Here is a 21,307-nt window from a genome sequence, read left to right as displayed (position 1 = left end):
CCCCGCCTGGCGCGGGGCGCCACATCGAGCAGGAGATCGCCATGCCCCGCGCCTTTGCCCGCATCGCCTTCACTCCCCGGGTCCTTGCTGCCCAAGAAGCCCACGGCAGCCGCCAGGCCTATCGCCCGCTGCTCGAAGGGGCGGATCGCGACGGCCCGGACCCAGGGAGCCAACTGGGCCCTCGCGAAGCCGCCTTCATAGCCGAGCGCAGCAGCTTCTACCAGGCCACGGTGTCCGAGACCGGCTGGCCCTATGTCCAGCACCGGGGCGGACCGACCGGTTTCCTGCGGGTGCTCGACGCCAGGACGCTGGCCTACGCCTCCTTCGCCGGCAACCGCCAATACATCAGCGAAGGCAACTTGGCCGGTGATGACAGGGTGGCGCTGATCCTGACCGACTACGCCAACGGGCGCCGCCTCAAACTGTGGGGCCGTGCCTCGCTGCTGGAGGCCACCGCCGCGCCGCAGCTGTGCGAAGCCTGCAGCGATCCGGCGTACAGCGCTCCGGTCGAGCGGCTGATCCTCATCCGCGTCGAGGCCTTTGACTGGAATTGCCCCAAGCACCTGCCCCGGCTTTACGACGAAGCCCAAGTGCGCGCCATCATCGAGGCCGACCGACAGCGTCGGAAAGGCTAGGGAGCCCCCATGTTTGTCCTAGGAAAACACCTGAGTGCCGCTTTGGCGCGCATCGCCCAGCTCGAAGGCGAATTGGCCGGACGAGATGCCAAACTGGCGCAGGCCGATGCCCAACTCCGCGCCAGCGACATGCAGCGGCAGAGCGCCGAAGCACGCCACATGCAAACCCGGCAGTTACTCGCACAACTGCAAAACGTCGGCACCGCCATGACCCACGCGCAGACCAGCATGGGCGGCCTGGCCCAGGGCATGCGCGCCGAACGAGACCGTGCCCGCGAAACCTGCGCCGCCGCCGATCAATGCACCATGGAGATCTCCGCCATCGCCGAGCAGCTCGGCCACCTTGCCAGGGACTCGGTAGCCGCCGCCGAACAGGTATCCAGCCTGGATGGACGCGCCCGGCAGATCGGCGGCATCGTGCAATTGATCAAGGACATTGCCGACCAGACCAACCTGCTGGCGCTGAATGCCGCCATCGAGGCTGCCCGCGCGGGCGATGCCGGACGCGGCTTCGCGGTAGTGGCCGACGAGGTGCGCAAGCTGGCAGAACGGACTACCGGTGCGACCGGCGAAATCGCCGATTTGGTCGCTGCTATGCGTAATGACAGCACGGCCAGCCGCAGCCAGATGGAAATTCTTGCTACGCAAGCGGGGGAGTTCAGCCGCAACGGCAAGGCCGCCACCGCCACCATGAGCCACGTGCTCAAACTATCGCGCCTTGCAGAGGGCAGCACGACCGCCTCATCCCTGCGGGGCTTTTGCGAGGTGGCCAAGATCGACCATCTGCTGTTCAAGTTCCGCGTATATCGCGTCCTTTTTGGCATGTCGCAAGAAGGCGCACCAGACTTCGTTGACCACACCCAGTGCCGCCTTGGCCAATGGTATTACACCGGCGAAGGGCAGCAGCACTCTCACCTGCCGGCCTACAAAGACATGGATGCACCGCACCTGAGCCTGCACAAACACGTTCAGGACGCGCTGACCGCCCACCGTCGAGGCGATCCTGTCGCCACCCTGGCCGCCGTGGTCGCCATGGAGGCGGCGGGTAGTCAGGTACTGGCCGCGCTTGAGCGCATGGCGCAGGTGGCGGAGTCCGCCTAGCCAGTGAATCTCATGGTGTCCAACCAACCCAGACGTCATTGTGATTCCGCCATCAGGGCGACAGCTGCGCTCAGAAACCAGTGGTTAGACCAACGTTGCCTTGAGCGGCCGGAACGGGTCAAAAGTGAGCGTACCCCAAGTCAGAAGCCGCCCTTCGGCTTCGGTACAAGGAAAAGGCCGATATGTAACCCTAAACGGACGCTCAGGGCAGATGGGGGGAAGGCCGCTTAGGCCGACGATCTGCCACTGCTCACGGCGGACGGGCTGCAGGTCGGCCAAAGCGGCCCGTCACCATATCAGCACCATCTTCTGCCTTAGGAAAACAAAGCCGACAATCACTACTCAGCGATAGCACTCTCAACTAAACACTGGTTTGGCACCAGACTGGGGAGCAGATCACTGCTACAGGCCAGCGCCCCTGTCTCCGTGTCACAACCATAAAACTATTCAGCTGGCAGCTACACAGCGGTTAATCACCGTACCGATTCCCGACAACGTCCCTGCCAGCACATCGCCAGCTCTTAGAAAACGGTTGTAGTGGGAGCCATTACCTGCCGGCGAACCGGTAATCAGAATGTCCCCGGGAAACAGACGCACGCGACTGGAAAGGTACTCGATAAGCCGTTGCACACCGAAGATCATGTCGGCAGTGCTTTCGTCCTGCATCACCTGCCCGTTTAGGCAAAGCCTGATCCTGATGTCCTGCGGGTCAGTAACCAGCTCGGCTGGCACAATGTACGGCCCCATGGGAGTGTAGCCAGGCAGACTCTTGGCCATGACCCAATCAGAACCAATGGCCTTCAGATCTTGGCGATGCACCAGCTCGCGATTGGTGATGTCGTTGACGATGGTATAGCCGGCAATGTAGTCGTAGGCATCGGCGGCGGCGACATGAAACGCCTCTTTGCCGATCACTACCGCCAGCTCCAGCTCCCAATCCGGCTGCGACACATTGGCAGGCAGCGGAATGTCATCGAACGGCCCGGTGATGGACGACCAGGCCTTGGTAAAGATATAGGGCTCACCGTTGGCAGCCCTATCGTCCATCAGCTGCTCGGCATAGGCGCGCGCCGCGGCGGCGCTCATGCCCTGGGTGGCCGGATCGCGCGCCTGGTCAACAATCAGATCGATAACGTGCTTGCGGTAGTTGGCACCGGAGCAGAAAAACTGCCGCGGCTGCTCCAGTGGGGCATGTACCCGCAACAGCGCCACATCGACAAACGGCAGCCCACTCTCGCCATGCTGCAGCAGATGGTTGGCCGCATGGCTGATCGCCGCCTGATTTTTATCCCAGGCATCGAACACGTCCAGCAGCGTGGCACCCGGCAGCAGGTCATGGCCCAGTTTGCGGCACAGCGGCTGCAACGCACGCAGGGACACGACCCGGCCCTGCCCCAGGATCAGGCCGGCAAAGGGCAATGCTCCGGCGATGGAGAACGTACCCAGCGCATAGGCCGGTGTCGTGTTGCTCATGCCTTTCCCCTTCAGGATGCGGAACCAGCCTGCTCGTCCATCTCGTGGCCAAGCGCCTTGAAACGCCCGATAAAGGCCCGCATCGGCTCATGCAGCTCGGCAAACACCGGGTGGCCGCGGTGTTTGAGCATGACCTCGGAGAACAGCTTCAACCCCAGTGCCAGCGATGCGGCGGCATCGGCATCGAACACCGCCTTGGCGCGCGAACGCTCGATAATGCTGAACACATCATCGTGATTGCCGGTTTCGAAACTCAGGGGGGGGTGCAAGGCAGCATCGGCTTTCGGCGATGCCAGGTGCTCCAGCGTCACCCGGTAGCGGTGTTCTCGTTTCATGTGGAGGTCCCTGCCGCAGTGGCATTGTGTATCAGTCGCCCGATATCCCCGTCATGGCGAAAACCGATTGACTCCGCCGCCCGGGCATCAAGTGGCGGGTAGCAGCCGAAAGCCGCTTCCAGTTGTTGGTCTGGCCGGTAGCTTACCAGCGCGCGCCGGTCTGCGCCGTAAACCTCGGCTAGCCCATCGACCAGTTGCGCCATGCTCAGCCGCAGCACCGGCAGCGTGAATTCGCGCCGCTGCTGCAGCAGGTCCGGCGCCAGCCGTGCCGCATGCAGCAGGTTATCGACACAGCAGCCGACCGACATCCACCATGCCACCGCCTGCGCCGATACCGGGCAGGTAAACGGCTCGCCGGCAGCCAGCTTCCAGAACACATCGCTCATGAAGGCGGACAGCAGGCCGGATGGCGCCGGTGGGCGCGCCACGATGCCGGGTAGGCGCACGCTGCAGCCATCCAGCCAGCCGCGGCGGCTGTAGTCGCCCAGCAGGATTTCACCCATCAGCTTGTGCGCGCCATAGGACAAGCCGGGGCGCAGCGGCGAGGCATCATCCACCAACGCCGGCAGCGGCGAGCCATACACGGCAATGGTGCTGGTGAACACCACCCGCGGGCAGTTGCCCTGCTGGCACAGGCGCTCGAACAAGGCCAGCGTGGCCTGCAGGTTTACCTGCAGCCCCAGCTCGTAATTCCGCTCCGCCGCACCACCCGGCAGGCTGGCCAGATGGAACACCAGCTGCGGCGCCTCGCGCAGCGCCGCGTCCAGCACCGCCGAGTCGGCAATGCTGCCGGTCACCACCTGCAGCCGGGCATCGTCCGGCAGACCGTCAGCGCTCATGTCCAGCACCGTCAGCCGTGTCAGCGGCGGCTGCCCCGGCAGCACCCGTTCCGCCGCCAGCAGACGCCGTACCAGTTCGCGGCCAACAAAGCCATTACCGCCAGTTACCAGCACGTTCATGCCGTCACCTCCGCCGCCACCATGCGGTGCTCGATGGCACCAAACACCGACTGGCCATCCTCGCCCAGCATCTCGAAGCGCAGCACTTCGCCATACTGCATGAACGGGGTGCGCGACTCGCCATGATCGATCATCTCCACCGCCCGGCGCTCGGCGAGGCAAGCGGAGCCCACCTCACGATAGTGCGGGCTGGAGAAGGTGCCGGTTGCCAGCACCGTGCCGGCGCCCAGGTTGCGGTTGTAGGCCAGATGGCTGATCAGCTGACCAAAGCTGAAGTCCATCTCGCGGCCATTGGGCTGGCCGAACCATTCGCCATTGCGGCTGACGCGCATGTCCAGCTGCACCCGGCCATCGCGCCAGGCTGCGCCCAGCTCGTCCGGCGTCACCGCCACCGGGCCGAACACCGTGGCCGGCTTGGCGTTGATGAAGCCGAAGCCCATCGACAGCTCGCGGAACAGGTGTGCGCGCATCGACACATCGTTCAGCAGCACGAACAACTTGATGTGCTGCTCCGCGTCTTCGGCGGCGATACCCATCGGCACGTCGTCGAGGATGGCGGCCACCTCGCCTTCGAAATCGCAGTTGTCGGCTACGGTAGGGAACGGGTAGTCGTCGCAGGGGCCGAGAAAGTCATCACCCTGCCGCTGTACCAGGATCGGAATGCCCGGCGTTTTCTTCACCGACAGGTTGTAGGCCTGCTCCATGATCTTGCCGTGGTTGAGAAAGGCCGAGGCATCGACAAACTGGTAGGCCCGCGGCAGCGGCGCGGCTACCGCCTGCGGCTCGAAGCCGAAGGCATCGGCAGCCTCGCCAGCGTTGAGCGCGCGGTACTCGGCCTGCAGCAGCGGCTCAACCTCGGCCCAATGCTCGATCGCCTGCTGCATGCTGTTTGCCGCCCGGGCCCGCACCGCGTGACGCAGGTCGCGCGACACCAGCAGCAGGCGGCCATCGCGGCTGCCGTCTTTCAACGTTGCCAGTTTCATGTTGTGTCTTCCTTGCAGTAATGGTTAGCGGCTTGCGGCCCACAGCTCCGGCGCCTCGATCAGCTCGATCAGGCTGCCGGCGTTGTCACGCAAAAACGCCATCGGCGTGCCTTGCACCGTTTTCTGGAACACGATGTCGGCGCCCTTTTCGCGCAGCCCGGCTACGGTCGCCACCACGTCCTGCACGGCGTAGCAGACATGCTTGTTGCCATGCGTCAGCAAGTCGCGATTCGGCTCGCGGCGCTCGGCCGGTAGCGGTGCGGCGCCGTCCAGCTGGAACAGCTCGATACGGAAATTGCCGCGGCGCATGAAGGCCACGTGCGCGGGAATGATGTCGATGAACACCCGGCTTTCCAGCTCGAAGCCGAACATGCGGCCATACCAGTCGATGGAGGCATCCAGATCCGGCACGCTGATGCCGGCGTGGTGCGGTTTGATGTCGGGATAGTGGCTCATGTGTGCGCTCAACTCAGTTGCCGGCCGCCATCGACGGGAATCACGGCACCGGTGGTAAAGGTTAACTGGGTAGCCACCGCCAGCACGGCGGCGGCGACTTCTTCCGGTTCTGCCAGCCGCTGCAGCGGCGTGCGTCCGGCCTGCTCGTCACGCCAGGCCTGATCCATGCTTTTCACGAACTCGGTGTCCGCCAGCCCAGGCGACACCGATACCACGCGAATAGCGGGGGCCAGCGCCCGCGCCAGCGATCTGGTCATGTTGTCCACCGCCGCCTTGGAGGCGCAGTACATGACATTGCTGCCCATGGCGCTGACGGCGGCAATCGACGAGATGTTCACCACCAGCCCGGCGCCATGCTGTGCCAGCAGTGGCTGCAAAGCGCGCACGGCGGCAAACGGGCCACGCACATTGGTAGCCAGGATGTCGTCGATCAGCGCATCGTCCAGCCCAGCCAGATCGGCATGCGCGACAAAGCGCGTGGTGCCGGCACAATTGACCAGCAGATCGCAGCGGCCATATTGCCCGCCGATCTGTGCGGCCAACGCCTGCAGTGCCTGGCTGTCGGTCACCGGCGCGGCCACCGCCGCATGCGCCGGCTCGGCCACCGGCAGCATGGCCGCCAGGGTCGCCGCCGCATCGGCCGAACGGTTATAACCCACCAGCACGGTAGCCCCGGCCGCAGCCAGGCCACGGCAGATTGCCTCGCCGATACCCCCGGCGCCACCGGTCACCAGTGCCACTTTTCCTTTCAGGGATTGCGTCATCAACACCTTCCTCCCCGCCTTACCGGCGGCCAGCCGGATAGCCCGGCTATGGTTTGTTTGCAGCAAGGTTGGCCGCAAGCCTGCGGCCAACCTTGCTGCCTATGGCCAGCTCAACCTGGCAAGCAATGGCCGCAACCGGCATGGAGCGGTACCCCATGCAGAAGGCAGGCATTGCCGCCGGCTGAACCTGGTACACACCTGGCCGGCCGCGGCTCAAGCCGGCTGCTTGAAGCGGCGCACGCGGATATCCGCCTGCTCCTTGTGACCACTCATGTGCTCGTAGCCGCATAGCCGCGAGCAATACTCGCCCACCAGCACGCTGGCCTCGTCGGTCAGCACGCGCTGGTAGGTGTGGGTCTTGATGAACTTGCCCACCCACAGGCCGCCGGTATAGCGGCCGGCACCTTGCGTCGGCAGGGTGTGGTTGGTGCCGATCACCTTGTCGCCGTAGGACACGTTGGTACGGTGACCGAGGAACAGCGCGCCATAGCGCGTCATGCGCTGCAGATACCAGTCCGGGTCGCGCGTCATCACCTGCACATGCTCGGAGCACAGCCGTTCGGCCTCCTGCAGTGCCTCTTCGTCGTTGTCGCACAGGATGATCTCGCCATAGTCGCGCCACGACACGCTGGCCACCGGGGCGGTATCCAGCCGCGCCAGCACCTGTTCGATGGCTGCTGGCAGCTCGGCGGCGATCTTGGCGCTGGTGGTGATGCAGTACGCCGGCGACGTCGGGCCATGCTCGGCCTGCCCCAGCAGATCCACCGCCACCAGCTCGGCGTCCACGCTGTCGTCGCAGATCACCATGGTTTCGGTGGGGCCAGCGAACAAGTCAATGCCGACACGGCCGAACAGCTGGCGCTTGGCTTCCGCCACATAGGCATTGCCGGGGCCGACGATCATGTCCACGCCGGCGATGCTGTCGGTGCCGATGGCCATCGCGGCCACCGCCTGCACCCCGCCCAGGCAGTAGATTTCATCGGCGCCGGCCAGATGCATGGCGGCCACAATCTCCGGGCACGGCTTGCCGTCGAACGGCGGCGCGCAGGCGATCACGCGCTTGACGCCGGCTACCTTGGCGGTCAGCACACTCATGTGCGCCGAGGCGATCAGCGGATATTTGCCTCCCGGGATGTAGCAGCCCACCGAGTTCATCGGGATATTGCGATGCCCCAGGATCACGCCCGGCAGGGTTTCCACCTCCACATCCTGCATCGATTCACGCTGGATGGTGGCAAAACGACGGATCTGGGTCTGGGCAAACTTGATGTCTTCCAGCGTCTTGTCACTCAGCTGCGCGATGCAGGCGTCGATTTCCGCCTGCGACAGGCGGAAGCTGTCCGGCGACCACTTATCGAACTTGGCACTGTAATCGCGCACCGCGGCATCGCCGCGGGTCTCGATATCGGCCAGGATGCCCTCTACCGTGGCACGCACCTGGGCGTTGATATCGGCTTTGGCTGCGGCCGGTTTGCCGCGCTTGAGGTACTGAATCATGCTGCTCTCCTTTGTCGTCATCGGGTGCTGGCAGCCGCCAGGCGGCATGCCGTCAAACGTGTTATTCCAGCTCTATGTCCAACGTGTTGATGAAGCGGCCAACCATGTTGTAGGACGCGATCACCCCCACCAGCTCCACCAGTTGTGCCTCGTCCGGCAGCACCGCACGGGCGGCCGCCACCGCGGCGGCGCTGGCGCTGCTGTCACGCGTCATTTCCACCGCCAGCCGCAACACCGCCCGTTCGGCGGTATCGAACAGCGCGCTGTTGTTGATGGCGGCGTGCAGGTCGCCCAGCGCGGTAAATTGCTGTTCGCTGCCGCCGGCCTTCAGCCATTCGGCGTGGTGGTGGTGCAGTTCGTAGCGGCAGTTGATCTGTGCCGATACCGCGCACATCGCCAGTTCGCGCAGCCGGTACGGCAGCGCCACCTCGTTGCGCACCGCGCGCAGGAAGCCGTTCCAGCCACTGACGAACGGCTGGCTGTGCAGCAGCATGCGGTCGATGTTCAACAGCCGGCCGCCACGGCGGGCGCGGATCGCTGCCACCATCTCGGCCGGCGCGCTGTCTTCTTGCTTGAAAGGGATACGGGCCATCGTGGCTCCTCAGTTACCGTCGCTGATGGTGGTGCCACCATCGATAATCAGGTTCTGGCCGGTGATGAAGCTGCCGGCCGCCGAGGCCAACAGTAGCGTCATGCCGGCCACGTCTTTCACCTCGCCGACCCGGCGCAGCGGGGTCTGGGCAATGCGCCGCGCCATGAGTGTCGCGTCGTCCAGCATCGGCCCGGCAAAGCGGGTGCGGATCACCCCCGGCGAGATGGCGTTGACGCGCACGTTGTGCGGCCCCCACTCCACCGCCAGGTTGCGTGCCAGCTGGGCCACGCCGGCCTTGGACAGGCCATACAGGCCGATGCCCTTGTTGCCGCGCACGCTGGACAGACTGGCGGTAAGGATCACCGCGCCATCGCCGCGTGCCGCCATCGGCGGAATCGCCAGACTGGTCAGCCACAGCTGGCTTTGCAGATTGATGCGCATCACCTGCTCCCAATCGGCGTCGCTGGTTGCGGCCAACGGTCCGGGGGCATGGCCGATGCCGGCATTGCATACCAGGATGTCTACCTGGCCGTAGCGCTGGCAGGCGGCGGCAAACAGCGCGCCCACCTGCTGCCGATCGCCCACGTCGCAGGCCACAGCACAGGCCTCGATACCCTCGGCCCGCAACGCCGCCTCTGCCGCCAGACATTCATCCGGCTCCAGCCCGGAAATCACCACCTTGGCGCCGGCCTGCCCCAGCGCGGCGGCCATGGCGTATCCCATGCCGCGGCTGGCGCCGGTGAGCAGCGCCACCTTGCCGGACAAATCGAACAAGCTGTGCACCGGCATGTCAGGCCACCTTCTCTTCGCTGGCCAGCAGCGCGGCGTCGTCAATTTCCTGCGCGGAGGGCTTGCTGCTGCGCGGCAACAGGAAGTGCGCCAGCGCCGGCAGCAACACCATCGCGCCCACCATATTCCACAGGAACATGAACGCCAGCAGGATGCCCATGTCGGCCTGGAACTTGATCGACGACAGCACCCAGGTGGCCACCCCTGCGGCCAAGGTGGCTCCGGTCAGCAGCACCACCTTGCCGGTAAAGGCCAGCGCGCCGTGATAGGCGTCGGACAGGCTCTGGCCGGCGCGCATGCGCACCAGCGTCACCGACAGGATGTACAGCGCATAGTCGACGCCGATGCCCACCCCCAGCGCGATCACCGGCAGCGTCGCCACCTTCACCCCCATGCCCAGCACCACCATCAAGGCTTCGGCCAGCACCGAGGTCAGCATCAGCGGCAGGATGGCCACCAGCACCGCGCGCCAGGAGCGGAAGGTAATGAAGCACAGCACGGTCACCGCGCCGTACACCAGCAGCAGCATCTGGTGCCAGGCATCCTTCACCACGATGTTGGTGGCAGCATCGATACCGGCACTGCCGGCCGCCAGGCGGAAGTGCACATCCTTGCTATTGTTGGCCGCAGCAAACGCCTCCACATGCTGCACCACGCGGCTGAGGGTATCGGCCTTGTGATCCCGCAGGTATACGTACAGCGTCAGCAGGTCGCAGGAGTCGTTGTACAGGCCGCGCGGTGCGCCGGCGGTGATGAAGTTGAGCATTTCCTGGTTCTTGATCAGCTCGAACCATTTCGGGTTGCCCTCGTTCAGCCCGGTCAGCACGAAGCGGTTGAGCGTGGCCAGCGAGCTGGTGGATTCCACCCCCGGCAGCTGGCGCAGCTGCCACTCCAGCGCATCCACTTGCTGCACCACGTCGTAATTGGCGCAGCCGCCGTTGCCCGGCGTTTCCACCATCACCGCGAACACATCGCTGCTGGCGCCGAAGTTGTGATTGATGAAGGCCATGTCACGGTTGTAACGCGAGTCGGCGCGCAGCTCCGGCGCGCCCGGATCGAGGTCGCCGATCTTCAGCTGGCGGCTGCCCAGCACGCCGGCCACCGCCAGCAGCAATGCCACCACGATGGCCACCACCGCACCGCGGCGGCGGGTGAAGCGGTCGAGAAACGCCCACAGCGGGTGGCGCACGCCAGACTGGCGCTCGGCCAGCTCGGCCTTGACGCTGCGCGCCGCGGCGGCGGCGCCAACGCCGGTGTAGGACAGCAGGATCGGCAGCAGGATCAGGTTGGTGAAGATCAGCACCGCCACCCCCAGGCTGGCGGCAATCGCCAGCTCCTGGATCACGCGGATGTCGATCATCAGCAGCACGGCAAAGCCCACCGCATCCGCCAGCAAGGCGGTGAGGCCGGCCAGGAACAGGCGGCGGAAGGTAAAGCGCGCGGCGATGTATTTGTGGGTGCCGCGGCCGATGTCCTGCAGGATGCCGTTCATCTTCTGCGCGCCGTGGCTCATGCCGATGGCGAACACCAGGAACGGCACCAGCATCGAATACGGGTCCAGGTCATAGCCCAGGGTGGCGATCAGCCCCAGCTGCCACACCACCGCAATCAGCGAGCTGGCCACCACCAGCGCGGTGCTGCGCAGGCAACGGTTGAACCAGTACACCATCAGCGTGGCGATCACGATGGCGATGGCGAAGAACTGCAACACTTCGCGCAGGCCGTCGATCAGGTCGCCGACGATCTTGGCAAAGCCGGTGATGTGAATGCCGACGCCCTGCTGCGCGTACTTGGCGCGGATCTGCTCCAGCTGGCCGGAAATGGCGGCGTAGTCGATCTCGTGGCCGTTGGGCAGCTTGTCCAGCAGCGGCACATAGATCACGCTGGACTTGCCATCCAGCGCCACGATCTGGCCGATCTCGCCGGAGCGCGCCACGTTGGCCTGCAGCTTCTGCAGGCTGTCGGCACCGCCATCGTAGCCGTCCGGAATCACCGGGCCGCCTTCCATGCCCTCTTCGGTCACGCCGACCCAGCGGGTGTTCGGCGTCCACAGCGATTTCATGCTGCGGCGATCGACACCGGGAATCAGGAATACTTCGTCGTTGATCTTGCGTACGGTCTCCAGATACTTGGCGTCGTAAATGCTGCCGCCAGGGTTGGCCACCGCGATGCGTACCGCGTTGCCCAGCCCGAACAGCTCGCCCTTGTGCTTGAGATAGCTGGCGATATACGGATGACCGGCCGGAATGGTCTTCTCGAAGCTGGCGTTCAGGCGCAACCCCAGCGCCTGCCAGCCCAGCAGCAGGGTGACCAGCGCGCACAGCACGATCACCAGCAGCCGGTTATTGAACAGCAGCCGCTCCACCCCATTGCCGGAACGGGTGTCGAACTCTGCCAGCGACGCCACCACGGCGTCGTCGGAATGATTTGGATGCTTCATGATTGCCCCTGTTACATCACTGTGGGCGGCCCGCGGCTGGCGGCGGACCGAATCGCTAGGCCGTGCTTACGGGCGCAGCACGCCGCGCAGGCTGGTGACGATCAACTGACCATCGTCCAGCTGCAGCACACCGGTCAGCGGTGGTAGCGGCGGCGTAGCCAGCGGGCGGATGGTTTGCCCCATGTCGCTGGACGCCAGCAGCTGGCCGGCCTGGTTGGCCAGCAGCAACATGCCTTTGCTGCTGCGGCTGCTGGCCACCACCGACACCGGCGCCGGCAGCGTCAGCTGCTGCCAGCTGGCGCCCTGATCGGCAGAGCGGTAGACGTTGCCGCGCAGCCCGGCCAGCAGCACGTTGCCGTGCTCATCGGCCTGGGCGGTGAAGTAGCTGCCCTGGTACGGCGTGCTCAGCCGCTGGAACGGGCCGCCGCCCAGCGTGCTGCGAAATGCCAGCCCCTGCTCGCCGGCCAGATACACGGCATTGCCGCCGACCGCGATGCTGTACAGGTGGTGTGCCTGCGGGTTGTCCAGCTGCGCGGCCAGTGATTGCCAATGCTGACCACCATCGCTGGTGGCGAAGATCAGCCCGTAGGCGCCGACAATCAGCCCGCGGCGGGCATCGAAGAAATGCACATCCAGAAACGGTTTGTCCGGGCCATCGGCCACCAGCCGCTGGGCATTGGCCAGCGCCTTGGCCACGCCGGCATCGCCGGCCGGCGCAACCTTGGCGCGTGCTTCTACCTCGGCCAGCGCCAGTGCGGCAGCGCGTTTGCCGTCCAGCTGGCGCTGCCAGCTCTTGCCGCCGTCAGCCGAGTGCAGCACGGTGCCGAAGTGCCCCACCGCCCAGCCCTGGCTGGCGCTGGCAAAGTGCACCGCGGTCAGCGTCACGCTGACCGGCACCCGTGCCTGCTGCCAGCTTTTGCCCTGATCGTCCGAATACAGCGCCAGGCCGCGCTCGCCCACCGCCACCAGCCGCGCCCCGGCGCGGGTCACCGCCTGCAGCACCGCCCGTTCCGGCTGCGCCACCGCTACCGCCGCGCGCAGGTCGGCCTCGGCCACCGGCGCCGCCTGCACGTTGGCCGCAAGTACAGCACCGAGCATTAGCCCCAGTGCCACGGCACGGGCGGCGGCGGTTTGTAGAAACAAGACATTCATGTTCGATACCCCACGGTAAGACGCCTCGATGCCGCTCAGAAATTGATGCCGCCATCGACATAAAACGTCTGGCCGGTGATGAAGTCGGAATCGCGCGATGCCAGAAAGGCGACGATGCCGCACAGGTCCTGCGGCTCCTCGGTGCGCTTGATCAGCTGCGCCTGGCGCACCGCCTCGAACAAGGCGGCCGGAATGTGCTGCTCGGAGGACGGCGTGCGGGTCAGCCCCGGGCAGACCGCGTTGACGGTAATGCCCAGATCGCCGAACTCCGCCGCCAGCGCGCGGGTAAGGCCGATGCCGGCCATCTTGGTGGTGACATAGGCGGCAAAGCCGGGCATCGGCGTGCCGATGGTGCTGGAGGCGATCTGCACGATGCGGCCCCAGCCGCGCTCGACCATGCCGGGGGTCAGCGCCTGCGCCAGCAGCAGCGGCGCCTCGACATTGACCGCCTCGAAGCGGCGGAACTCGTCCAGGCTCAGCTCCGCCCACGGCACCAGCGGCATGTGCGCGGCGTTGTTGACGATCAGGTCGCAACGGCCGAACCGTTCCAGCACGCTGGCCGCAAAGCGGCGCACCGCGTCGGCATCGGCCAGATCCACCGCCTCGGCATAGGCTTCACGCCCCAGTGCGCGCACGGCGGCGGCGGTGGCTTCCGCCACCACCACATCGGCGATGGCAATGTGATAGCCGTCGGCCGCCAGGCGGCGGGCGAAGTGGCTGCCCAGCGCGCCGGCGGCACCGGTAATGACGGCAACGCGTTCTGCTTGCTGCGAATTCGGCATGAATGTCTCCTCTTTTTTTGATTGCTGTGTCACATGCGCTGCATGCGCGATCGCCAAGTGCTGTGCCGCCTTGTGCGATCGGTGTGTTGCTACCTTAGCCGCGGCCGCATCCATCTTAAAAATCGTTTATTTGGATTATTTGAATCCGTGATACCGATACATAAAACCGGCCACGCGTCACCGCCCAGCGCCGCGCCGGCAAAAAAAAAAGCGCTGCCGGACATCGGCAGCGCCAAAGCAAGGTACAACCACCACAACGCCGCCGTGCTGTCACGGCACGGCGGAAACCTTCAGGCCCGGAACGCGGACACCGATAGCGTCAGCTCGCCTGCCAGCGCCCCCAGCTTGCGCGCGGCGCCGGCCACCTCGGCCACCACCCGGTTGTTCTGCTCCACCATGCGCGCGATGTCTTCCACATTGCGCGCCACATCGGCGCTGCCGTCGCTTTGTGCGTTGATCACCCCGGCGATGCGGTCGATCTCGCCGTTCATCGACGCCACCGCGCCGCTGGACGCCTGCACCGCCGCCTGCAGCTTCGCCAGCTGCGCCAGCAAGCCGGCCAGCGACTGCTGCCCGGACTGCAACGATGTGCCGACCGCGCTGGAGCGCGCCCCCAGCGCCACTGCCACGTCCTCGATATCGCCGGCCGCGCTGCCGGATTGCTCGGCCAGCTTGCGCACCTCGTCGGCCACCACGGCAAAGCCCCGCCCCTGTTCGCCGGCGCGCGCCGCTTCAATCGCCGCATTCAGCGCCAGCAGATTGGTCTGCGCGGCGATGGCCTTCACCTGGGCGGTCAGGTCGGCAATGGCGGCGGTACGGGCGATGAAATCCTCCACCGCCCCGCGCAGGTCACGGAACGAGGCCTGCACCTGATGCACCTCGTCGTGCATCCACTGCAGCGCCGCGCCGCCTTCCTCGGTATCCCTCAGGCTTTGCAGCGAACTGCTGCGCAGCAGGTTCATGCCGGCGGCCATCGCCTGCACCCCGGCGGAGATATCGTCCATCGCGCGGGCCGCCGCCTCGGTCGCCCGGCTCTGCTCCGCCGCGCCACATTCGGCAGCGCCGGCGTCCGACGCCAGCGAGTTGGCCGCATCGTTCACCCCCGCGGCGCCGTTGAGCACCTTGCGCACCAGCGCCTGCACACCATCGATCAGCTGGTTGAAGGCGGCGGCGCTCTGCGCCACTTCATCGCGGCCCACCATCGCCGCACGCTGGGTCAGGTCGCCGGCCTGCAACTGCAGTGCCGCACTGCGGATATCGTTGATCGCGCCGACAATCTGGGCACGAATCAGCAGCGCGCTGCCCAGGGTCAGCAACAGCGCGCCGGCACAGGCCAGCGCCAGCAGCGTGGTGGCGGTGCGGCCAACCTTCAGCGCCTGCCGGTACTCCTCGCGACTGAGCTGGTCCTGAATGCGGTTCAGCTTGCCGGCCGCGGTCAGCACGCCGCTGAACCAGTGCCACACCATGCCGACGCGGTTTTCTTCCAGCGCGGCATCGCCCTGCCCGATGGCGGCAAGCAAGGCCTGCACTTCGTTACGGTAGCCGGCCAGACCGCTGCGCACTTCGGCATATGCCGCCTGTTCGCCCGCAGTCAGCCCCACCGTTCTGGCGGCGGCATCCAGCTGCCGGCTAACCGTTTGCAAATCGCCGGCCAGCCCGCCGGCCTGGGCGCGGATATCGGCCAACGCGCCGCTGTCGCTGCGATCCAGCGCGCGGTAGTCATTCAGCAGCAAGGCCAGGTCTTCGTTGATGCCGCGCACGGTGCCCACCTGTTGCGCGGTGTCCTGCAGCCGCTTGAAGCGGGTGTGGTAGATGTTTTCCAGCGCCGCCTGCTGCGTCTGCAGGCCGTAGTAGCCGCAGGCGGCCACCAGTAGCAGCAGCACGGTGACAATGGCCGGAGTGAGCAACAGCTTGGTGCCGATGGACCAGCGCGCCAGCAGCGGGGTACGGAGGTGTTTCATGGCAAAACCTGTCAACTGGGGTGTCCGCCACGCGCGGACATGGCCAATGGCCGCCCGGGCGCAGCATGCGGCACACGGAATAAGAAAGCCGGCAGCCGGTAGCGCACTGCCGACAAGGGAGAAACCGGCCAGCCGCCATGGCAGCGCGCTGGCGGATGGCGCGCTCAGCGCCCGGCCAGACTGTGGCGGATCGCCGGCTGGTACTCGCCAGCCAGCAGCACGAACAGCATGCGGCAGCTCTGGCCGGAGCGATTGGCCCAAGCATGGTTGGTGCCGCGCTGGATCACCACATCGCCGCTGCGCAGCACTACCTCGCTGTCGTCCAGCAACAGGGTGATCTCCCCGCTTAACACCACGCCGTAGTCCACCGTCTCGGTGCGGTGCATCAGCGGGTGCGGCGAGTCGGCCGTCACCGTGCTGGCCTGCGCCGCGCCGAGGCTGGCAAACGCCTGCCGCATGTTGGCCGCACCATGTGCCAGCAGTGCCTCGCTGTCCGGCGGAATATCCACCATGCGGATACGGCTGCCGGCTGGCGGCGGCGACAGCTTCAGCGGGCCAACGGTGGGATCGGCGGCATTATCGATAGCTGCCGGGCTGCCGGCGGTGGACCAGATTTCGTGAAACACCGTGCCCGGAATGTGCGCCAGCGACAGCACGGTGGGCAGCGCGCCATCGGCGCTGATTACCGCACGGCCATCGGCGGCATGGCCGGTGATCACGCGACGTACAGGTGGCAAAGTCATCATTTCGCCTTTTCAGGACGCAAGCCGGCCCGTTGCCGCCGCACAAGCGGGGCAAAAGGCAAACTGCATCAGGAATGGAGCCGGCCCACGACTACGGGCCGGGTTGGCCGCAGCCGGCGCGCCGATGGCGCCGGCCGCGTGCCGGTGCGTTACAGCGGTGCCCGCAACGCTTCCATCGCATGCATCATCACGGCGCGGTGTTCTTCCAGCGAACCACCGTCACGCTCGATCTGCCCCATGCGACCGGACGCCGTCACCACCAGCCGGGCGCGGTCGTAGTGACGGCCGGCATAGGCGGTGAGCGCGCCTTCCAGGAAATGGCGGCGACCAAGCTCCTCCGCCAGCACCAGCGCGCCTTCGATGGCAATGCCGGCACCGGAGGCCAGGTGCGGCGTGGTGGCATGCACGGTGTCGCCAAGCAGCACCAGGCGGCCACGGTGCCACGGCGCCGGAATCATGTGCCCGGCCAGCGGACGGTAGACAATGCGATGGTGTGTCAGCGTACCGTCAAGGAAGCCGCGGCGAATGTCGCCCACCGCACCGCCAAACTCGGCGATCAGCTCCGCCAGCATCGCCGGCCACTGCTCCGGCGGGATGAACTCCATGCCCTCGCGGCGATCCAGCACGAACAGATAGCTCTCGTCCGGGCTGACCGGGTTCAAGCCGGCCTTGGTGGTGGCACCCATGAAGATGGTGGAGTTCTGCCGCGTGCGCGGCACCACCGCGCGCCAGGAACCCTGGCCAGAAAACTTGGGGCCGGGAAAGTCTGGCAACACCAGCTGACGCAGCTTGGAGTTGACGCCATCGGCGCCGATCACCAGGTCGTAGCGCCCCTGGCTGCCATCGCTGAAACGCACATCGACGCCGTCGGCATCCTGCTCGATATGCTCGAAGGTCAGCCCCAGGCGTACCCGCACCCCGGCCTCGCGCACCGCGGTGGCCAGAATATCGGCCAGCACCGGGCGCATAATACCGCCGGCCGGCGGCATGTCTTCCGCCCCCAGCGCCGGCGCCAGCGGCACGCTGTTCAGCAGGCTGCCGTCGGCGGCGCAGATATCGACATGCGTCCAGTGCCCGCCGCGGCGCAGCACCTCGTCCACCACCCCCACTTCGCGCAGCGCGCGCAACGATGGGCCGCTGATGGTGATGCCGGCACCATCCGGTGCCCAGTCCGGATTCAGCTCCACCAGATCGACTGCCACACCCTGCTTGCGCAGCTGGATGGCGACACACATGCCGCCGACGCCACCGCCCACTACCAGAACCTTGTTCACCAATGCCATCACCTGCTCCTCTATTCTCTGTTTGTTAGCCAGGCATACAGCTCACCGCCGCCATCCACTTCCAGCGGCACCGGCTGCAGATACTGCCCAAGACACGGCCCCTGCACACACCGCCCACTCTCCGGCAGGAACTGTGCGCCATGGGCGTAGCACACGATGCGTGTGCCGCTGCTATTCAGATAGCCATCCCGCCGCCAGGCCATCGGCGCACCGTCCACGTGCGGACAGGCATTGCGATAGCCGTAAACCTGGCCGCCATGACTTAGCACGAACAGCGCATCCTGCCCGCGATCGAACGGGTCGAAACCGCGCGCCACGCCGTCGGCAATATCGTCACGCCGGCATAGCCATATGCGGCGGGCGTTCTCAGGCATAGGCGCCGTTTTCCGGGCAGCCCGGGCCTGGCGCCCATTTCTTGCGGTACTGCAGCAGGAAGGCCTGCGAGGTATCGGCTCCCACATTGGTGACACGCGGTTGCCAGCTATCGTCATGCAGGTCCATGTCGGCATCCATCTCGATATGGCAGCCGAACGGGCTGTTGAAGTACCAGAACCAGTTGGAGCCGAGGATGTGGCGACCCGGCCCCCAGAACGGCTGGTAGCCTTTTTCCAGGAAGCGGTTGCCGTGCTGCATCACTTCGCTGGGGCCGGCAAAGTGGAAGGTAAAGTGCTCGACGCCCTGCATGTGCGCCGGCATGCCGATCAGGAAATGGCTGTGGTGATCCAGCGTGCCGGCCGGCTGGATGAAGGGGCCGAGTTCGGCAAAGCGGTCGGTACAGCGAAAACCCAGACGCTCGACATAGAACGCCTCGGCCTTTTGCACGTCCGGCACGAAGTACACAATGTGCGACAGGCTGCGCGGGCGAATCACCGCGTCCACATCCACCCCCAGATGGTTGGCCGCACGCTGCAGCGCCGCACCGGGAGCATTGGACAGCTCGCCCGGCGTGGTCACCGCTTTACGCACGCTGAGCTGGAAGCCGATGACAAAGCCGGAGTCATCCACGGTTTCGATGGCACCATCGGCCAGCTGCTTCACCTCGCGGTCGCGCCCCAGTTCGTCGGCGATGGCGGCCAACGTTGCCGCGTCGGCCACGCCCATCACCGTCTTGCGCAACATGCAGCCGGTGGCCAGCGCCGGCGGCAGCGTGCTGTCGTCGGCACGGGCGATCACCACCGCGGTGCCATCCTGCGCCTCGAAGCGGCCGCCATGCTCGCCGGCGCCCACCGGGGTCAGGCCGTAGTCGGTAAGGAATTGCGTGCAGCCGGCGATGTCGTCCACCCCGAACACGATTTCATCAAGTCCAACGATATTCATGCTGATGTCTCTCTCTAATTGTGGTTATCAGGTGGTGGGTGGTGGTTTTTAACGTCAGACGGTACGGCCGCCCAGGGTCTCGGCAACCCAGTCGGCGATGTAGGCACCGGCATTGGCGCTGTTGTCGAAGCTGGAATGCTGCACGCCGCCTTCGCGGTCGGTGAATACCTTCAGCTCGCGCTTGGGGCTGTTCACCAGCTGCTCATAGGTGCGCTCGGCCCATTTCAGCGGAATCTGCGAATCCTTCTCGCCGTGGGTGACCAGGAACGGCACCTTGATGCGGTCGAGCACGCCGTCCAGGTGCACGTTCTCGGCGATCTGCATGAAGTCGTCGATGCTGTCGCCGCCCCACACCCAGCGCACGTGCTCCCAATAGTGCGGCACCGGGAAATCTCCTTCGCGCTGCAGGCGTTTCTTCTGCACATCGCGCCAGTCGTGGTTGGCACCCCACACCACGCCCATGGCGAAACGCGGCTCAAACGCCACCGCACGCGGGCAGTAGTAACCGCCCAGCGACACGCCTTCCAGGCCGATGCGCTGCGGGTCGATGTCGTCGCGGGTTTCCAGGTAATCCACCACCTTGCTGGCCCACTGCTCGCTGTTGAACACCGCCTTCAGCCCCTGCAGGCGCAGCGCCTCACCGGTGCCCGGCTGGTCGATGATCAGCGACGCCACGCCACGCTGTGCCAGCCAGCGCGGCAGGCCAACGAAGTATTTCATTTCCTTGGTGCTATCCAGGCCGTTGACCTGTACCAGCAGCGGCTGACGCCCCTGCACGCCTTCGGCGCGCACATACAACCCGGCGATATGGCTGTCACCGTAGGGAATCTCCACCCGCTGGCAATTGGCATGCGACAGCGCGATGCCGCGGTTGAACACCTGCTGGAAGCGGGCATACAGCGCAGTACGCGTCGGGTCACCATGGCCCAGCATGCGCTCGGCGGTCAGGTAGTAGATGGCCGCGCGCTGCAGCTTGTCGCCGGCGGAAATCAGCCGCCCCTGCTCTTCATCGTCGGCCGCCAGGCTGCACAGCTTGTCGCCCATGCGCACCCAGCTTCCGCGGAAGGCGCGCACGCCTTCGGCATCCGGCTGCCTGGAGGCTTCGATCAGCGGCGCGCACATCTCCTCGATTTCGCCGATGCGCGCGCCCATCTCGATGGCCAGGTCGATGCCCAGGTTCCACACATAATTGGTCGGAAAATATCGAAACACGCTATTGCTCCTTGATTTTGAAATCCGGTTTACCAGGCAGTGGAACCGCCATCGACGGGAATGTCCGCGCCGGTAATCCAGCTGGCTTCATCCGAGGCCAGGAAAATGGCACACCAGCCGATGTCCTCGGGCTGCCCCAGCCGCTTGATCATGGTCTTGTCCAGCACCGCGTCGCGGAAGCCGGGAATGGTGCTCAGCGGGATGCGGGTGGCGCTGGTTTCGATCAGCGCCGGCGAAATGGTGTTGGCACGGATGCCATGCGCCCCGCCCTCCATCGCCAGTTGCCGCGTCATCGCCAGCACCCCGCCCTTGCCGGCGCAGTGCGCCAGCGCCGGCAGCGGCTTGAAGGCACCGTGAGCATTGGCCGAGGCAAAGTTGATGATGGCGCCACCGCCCCGCGCCTTCAGCTGCGGCCAGGCGGCCTGGCACGGCAGGAACACCACGTCCAGCTCGCCGCTCAGCGTGCGTTTCCAGTCGGCGTGGTAGTCCATGTCCTCGATCCACTTGAAGGCGCCGAAGGCACCGGCATTCACCAGCACATCCAGCCCGCCGTGGCGCGCCACGGTGAAATCGACCAGCGCCTGCACCTGCGCCGGGTCGGTCAGGTCGCACGGCTGCAGGCTGTCGATATGCAGCCCCTCGGCCGCGGCCAACCTTACGGTGTCCTGCGCCGCGGCGGCGTCGATATCGGCACCCACCACCCGTGCACCCTCGCGGGCAAACATCAGCGCACAGCCGCGACCGATGCCGCTGCCGCTGCCGGTGACGATGGCCACCTTGCCGGCCAGACGGCCGTTGCCTGCTGTGTTCATCTGCGCACCCTCCCGCTGCGG

General features: G+C 66.0%; 21 protein-coding genes and 1 pseudogene. 3 read left to right on the top strand and 19 right to left on the bottom strand.

Going from position 1 to position 21,307, the window contains the following annotated elements; genetic code table 11:
• The first annotated feature begins 41 nt into the window (after positions 1-41).
• The 3 genes and pseudogenes from ACFOLG_RS03575 (at position 42) to ACFOLG_RS03565 (ending at position 1,736) form a co-directional block, all read left to right on the top strand.
• Positions 42-635, top strand: a complete 594-nt coding sequence (locus ACFOLG_RS03575; protein WP_386088439.1) for a pyridoxamine 5'-phosphate oxidase family protein — start codon at positions 42-44, stop codon at positions 633-635.
• Positions 636-644: 9 nt separating this feature from the next.
• Positions 645-1,277 (top strand): annotated as a pseudogene (locus ACFOLG_RS03570) (methyl-accepting chemotaxis protein); the annotation flags it as partial.
• Positions 1,263-1,736 (top strand): CZB domain-containing protein, encoded by a 474-nt coding sequence (locus ACFOLG_RS03565; protein WP_386088673.1) that lies wholly within the window; start codon positions 1,263-1,265, stop codon positions 1,734-1,736. The pseudogene ACFOLG_RS03570 and the gene ACFOLG_RS03565, both read left to right, overlap by 15 nt.
• A 447-nt stretch (positions 1,737-2,183) precedes the next feature.
• On the opposite strand, the gene ACFOLG_RS03560 is transcribed toward ACFOLG_RS03565, so the two are convergent.
• The 19 genes from ACFOLG_RS03560 to ACFOLG_RS03470 all read right to left on the bottom strand — a co-directional run bounded on the left by ACFOLG_RS03560 (position 2,184) and on the right by ACFOLG_RS03470 (position 21,286).
• Entirely contained in the window at positions 2,184-3,209 is a 1,026-nt protein-coding gene (locus ACFOLG_RS03560; RefSeq protein WP_386088437.1) for a fumarylacetoacetate hydrolase family protein, read from the bottom strand.
• An 11-nt stretch (positions 3,210-3,220) separates the two neighbouring features.
• Positions 3,221-3,544, bottom strand: a complete 324-nt coding sequence (locus ACFOLG_RS03555; protein WP_386088435.1) for a DUF3861 domain-containing protein — start codon at positions 3,542-3,544, stop codon at positions 3,221-3,223.
• On the bottom strand, positions 3,541-4,503 hold the full coding sequence (locus tag ACFOLG_RS03550) for an NAD-dependent epimerase/dehydratase family protein (protein WP_386088432.1): 963 nt from the start codon (positions 4,501-4,503) through the stop codon (positions 3,541-3,543). The genes ACFOLG_RS03555 and ACFOLG_RS03550 overlap by 4 nt, the downstream gene beginning before the upstream one ends.
• Positions 4,500-5,486 carry a fumarylacetoacetate hydrolase family protein gene (locus tag ACFOLG_RS03545; RefSeq protein ID WP_386088430.1) on the bottom strand — a complete coding sequence of 329 codons (987 nt, stop codon included), beginning with the start codon at positions 5,484-5,486 and terminating at the stop codon, positions 4,500-4,502. The genes ACFOLG_RS03550 and ACFOLG_RS03545 overlap by 4 nt, the downstream gene beginning before the upstream one ends.
• A gap of 24 nt (positions 5,487-5,510) precedes the next feature.
• The gene (locus ACFOLG_RS03540) at positions 5,511-5,942 is read right to left on the bottom strand and encodes a VOC family protein (RefSeq protein WP_386088428.1); all 432 of its coding nucleotides are present in this window, start codon (positions 5,940-5,942) and stop codon (positions 5,511-5,513) included.
• Between the two features lie 8 nt (positions 5,943-5,950).
• Positions 5,951-6,706, bottom strand: coding sequence for an SDR family NAD(P)-dependent oxidoreductase (locus tag ACFOLG_RS03535; protein WP_386088426.1), 756 nt, complete (start codon positions 6,704-6,706; stop codon positions 5,951-5,953).
• Positions 6,707-6,919: 213 nt separating this feature from the next.
• The gene (hisD, locus tag ACFOLG_RS03530; RefSeq protein WP_386088423.1) at positions 6,920-8,203 is read right to left on the bottom strand and encodes a histidinol dehydrogenase; all 1,284 of its coding nucleotides are present in this window, start codon (positions 8,201-8,203) and stop codon (positions 6,920-6,922) included.
• A gap of 61 nt (positions 8,204-8,264) precedes the next feature.
• Positions 8,265-8,795 (bottom strand): carboxymuconolactone decarboxylase family protein, encoded by a 531-nt coding sequence (locus ACFOLG_RS03525; protein ID WP_386088421.1) that lies wholly within the window; start codon positions 8,793-8,795, stop codon positions 8,265-8,267.
• 9 nt (positions 8,796-8,804) lie between these two features.
• Positions 8,805-9,584, bottom strand: a complete 780-nt coding sequence (locus ACFOLG_RS03520; RefSeq protein WP_386088419.1) for an SDR family NAD(P)-dependent oxidoreductase — start codon at positions 9,582-9,584, stop codon at positions 8,805-8,807.
• A gap of 1 nt (position 9,585) precedes the next feature.
• On the bottom strand, positions 9,586-12,024 hold the full coding sequence (locus ACFOLG_RS03515) for an efflux RND transporter permease subunit (protein WP_386088417.1): 2,439 nt from the start codon (positions 12,022-12,024) through the stop codon (positions 9,586-9,588).
• A 66-nt stretch (positions 12,025-12,090) separates the two neighbouring features.
• On the bottom strand, positions 12,091-13,176 hold the full coding sequence (locus ACFOLG_RS03510) for a WD40/YVTN/BNR-like repeat-containing protein (protein ID WP_386088415.1): 1,086 nt from the start codon (positions 13,174-13,176) through the stop codon (positions 12,091-12,093).
• Positions 13,177-13,211: 35 nt separating this feature from the next.
• Positions 13,212-13,958, bottom strand: coding sequence for an SDR family NAD(P)-dependent oxidoreductase (locus ACFOLG_RS03505; protein WP_386088413.1), 747 nt, complete (start codon positions 13,956-13,958; stop codon positions 13,212-13,214).
• A 290-nt stretch (positions 13,959-14,248) separates the two neighbouring features.
• Positions 14,249-15,919 carry a methyl-accepting chemotaxis protein gene (locus tag ACFOLG_RS03500; RefSeq protein WP_386088411.1) on the bottom strand — a complete coding sequence of 557 codons (1,671 nt, stop codon included), beginning with the start codon at positions 15,917-15,919 and terminating at the stop codon, positions 14,249-14,251.
• A 164-nt stretch (positions 15,920-16,083) separates the two neighbouring features.
• Positions 16,084-16,662, bottom strand: coding sequence for a cupin domain-containing protein (locus ACFOLG_RS03495; protein WP_386088408.1), 579 nt, complete (start codon positions 16,660-16,662; stop codon positions 16,084-16,086).
• A 149-nt stretch (positions 16,663-16,811) separates the two neighbouring features.
• Entirely contained in the window at positions 16,812-17,945 is a 1,134-nt protein-coding gene (locus ACFOLG_RS03490; RefSeq protein WP_386088406.1) for an FAD-dependent oxidoreductase, read from the bottom strand.
• Positions 17,946-17,956: 11 nt separating this feature from the next.
• A complete protein-coding gene (locus ACFOLG_RS03485) occupies positions 17,957-18,319 on the bottom strand; it encodes a Rieske (2Fe-2S) protein (protein ID WP_386088404.1) in 363 nt (120 codons plus the stop codon).
• A complete protein-coding gene (locus tag ACFOLG_RS03480) occupies positions 18,312-19,262 on the bottom strand; it encodes a VOC family protein (RefSeq protein WP_386088402.1) in 951 nt (316 codons plus the stop codon). The genes ACFOLG_RS03485 and ACFOLG_RS03480 overlap by 8 nt, the downstream gene beginning before the upstream one ends.
• 54 nt (positions 19,263-19,316) lie before the next feature.
• Entirely contained in the window at positions 19,317-20,474 is a 1,158-nt protein-coding gene (locus ACFOLG_RS03475; protein WP_386088400.1) for an alpha/beta hydrolase family protein, read from the bottom strand.
• Between the two features lie 29 nt (positions 20,475-20,503).
• Complete coding sequence (locus ACFOLG_RS03470) at positions 20,504-21,286, bottom strand: SDR family NAD(P)-dependent oxidoreductase (RefSeq protein ID WP_386088398.1); 783 nt, start codon at positions 21,284-21,286, stop codon at positions 20,504-20,506.
• Positions 21,287-21,307: the final 21 nt, after the last annotated feature.

The organism is Vogesella facilis (genome assembly GCF_042648525.1).
GTDB classification, from domain to species: domain Bacteria; phylum Pseudomonadota; class Gammaproteobacteria; order Burkholderiales; family Chromobacteriaceae; genus Vogesella; species Vogesella facilis.
The sequence above is the reverse complement of the archived record's forward strand: the minus strand, read 5'-3'. Positions and strand labels throughout refer to the sequence as shown.

Excerpts from the sequence above, each read along its gene's own strand:
- ACFOLG_RS03505 (WP_386088413.1), bottom strand. The coding sequence starts at position 13,958 with ATGCCGAATTCGCAGCAAGCAGAACGCGTTGCCGTCATTACCGGTGCC.
- ACFOLG_RS03565 (WP_386088673.1), top strand. The coding sequence starts at position 1,263 with ATGGAAATTCTTGCTACGCAAGCGGGGGAGTTCAGCCGCAACGGCAAG.
- ACFOLG_RS03470 (WP_386088398.1), bottom strand. The coding sequence starts at position 21,286 with ATGAACACAGCAGGCAACGGCCGTCTGGCCGGCAAGGTGGCCATCGTC.
- ACFOLG_RS03510 (WP_386088415.1), bottom strand. The coding sequence starts at position 13,176 with ATGAATGTCTTGTTTCTACAAACCGCCGCCGCCCGTGCCGTGGCACTG.
- ACFOLG_RS03535 (WP_386088426.1), bottom strand. The coding sequence starts at position 6,706 with ATGACGCAATCCCTGAAAGGAAAAGTGGCACTGGTGACCGGTGGCGCC.
- ACFOLG_RS03515 (WP_386088417.1), bottom strand. The coding sequence starts at position 12,024 with ATGAAGCATCCAAATCATTCCGACGACGCCGTGGTGGCGTCGCTGGCA.
- hisD (WP_386088423.1), bottom strand. The coding sequence starts at position 8,203 with ATGATTCAGTACCTCAAGCGCGGCAAACCGGCCGCAGCCAAAGCCGAT.
- ACFOLG_RS03520 (WP_386088419.1), bottom strand. The coding sequence starts at position 9,584 with ATGCCGGTGCACAGCTTGTTCGATTTGTCCGGCAAGGTGGCGCTGCTC.
- ACFOLG_RS03545 (WP_386088430.1), bottom strand. The coding sequence starts at position 5,486 with ATGAAACTGGCAACGTTGAAAGACGGCAGCCGCGATGGCCGCCTGCTG.
- ACFOLG_RS03560 (WP_386088437.1), bottom strand. The coding sequence starts at position 3,209 with ATGAGCAACACGACACCGGCCTATGCGCTGGGTACGTTCTCCATCGCC.
- ACFOLG_RS03480 (WP_386088402.1), bottom strand. The coding sequence starts at position 19,262 with ATGAATATCGTTGGACTTGATGAAATCGTGTTCGGGGTGGACGACATC.
- ACFOLG_RS03490 (WP_386088406.1), bottom strand. The coding sequence starts at position 17,945 with ATGGCATTGGTGAACAAGGTTCTGGTAGTGGGCGGTGGCGTCGGCGGC.
- ACFOLG_RS03495 (WP_386088408.1), bottom strand. The coding sequence starts at position 16,662 with ATGACTTTGCCACCTGTACGTCGCGTGATCACCGGCCATGCCGCCGAT.
- ACFOLG_RS03555 (WP_386088435.1), bottom strand. The coding sequence starts at position 3,544 with ATGAAACGAGAACACCGCTACCGGGTGACGCTGGAGCACCTGGCATCG.
- ACFOLG_RS03540 (WP_386088428.1), bottom strand. The coding sequence starts at position 5,942 with ATGAGCCACTATCCCGACATCAAACCGCACCACGCCGGCATCAGCGTG.
- ACFOLG_RS03500 (WP_386088411.1), bottom strand. The coding sequence starts at position 15,919 with ATGAAACACCTCCGTACCCCGCTGCTGGCGCGCTGGTCCATCGGCACC.
- ACFOLG_RS03525 (WP_386088421.1), bottom strand. The coding sequence starts at position 8,795 with ATGGCCCGTATCCCTTTCAAGCAAGAAGACAGCGCGCCGGCCGAGATG.
- ACFOLG_RS03575 (WP_386088439.1), top strand. The coding sequence starts at position 42 with ATGCCCCGCGCCTTTGCCCGCATCGCCTTCACTCCCCGGGTCCTTGCT.
- ACFOLG_RS03485 (WP_386088404.1), bottom strand. The coding sequence starts at position 18,319 with ATGCCTGAGAACGCCCGCCGCATATGGCTATGCCGGCGTGACGATATT.
- ACFOLG_RS03550 (WP_386088432.1), bottom strand. The coding sequence starts at position 4,503 with ATGAACGTGCTGGTAACTGGCGGTAATGGCTTTGTTGGCCGCGAACTG.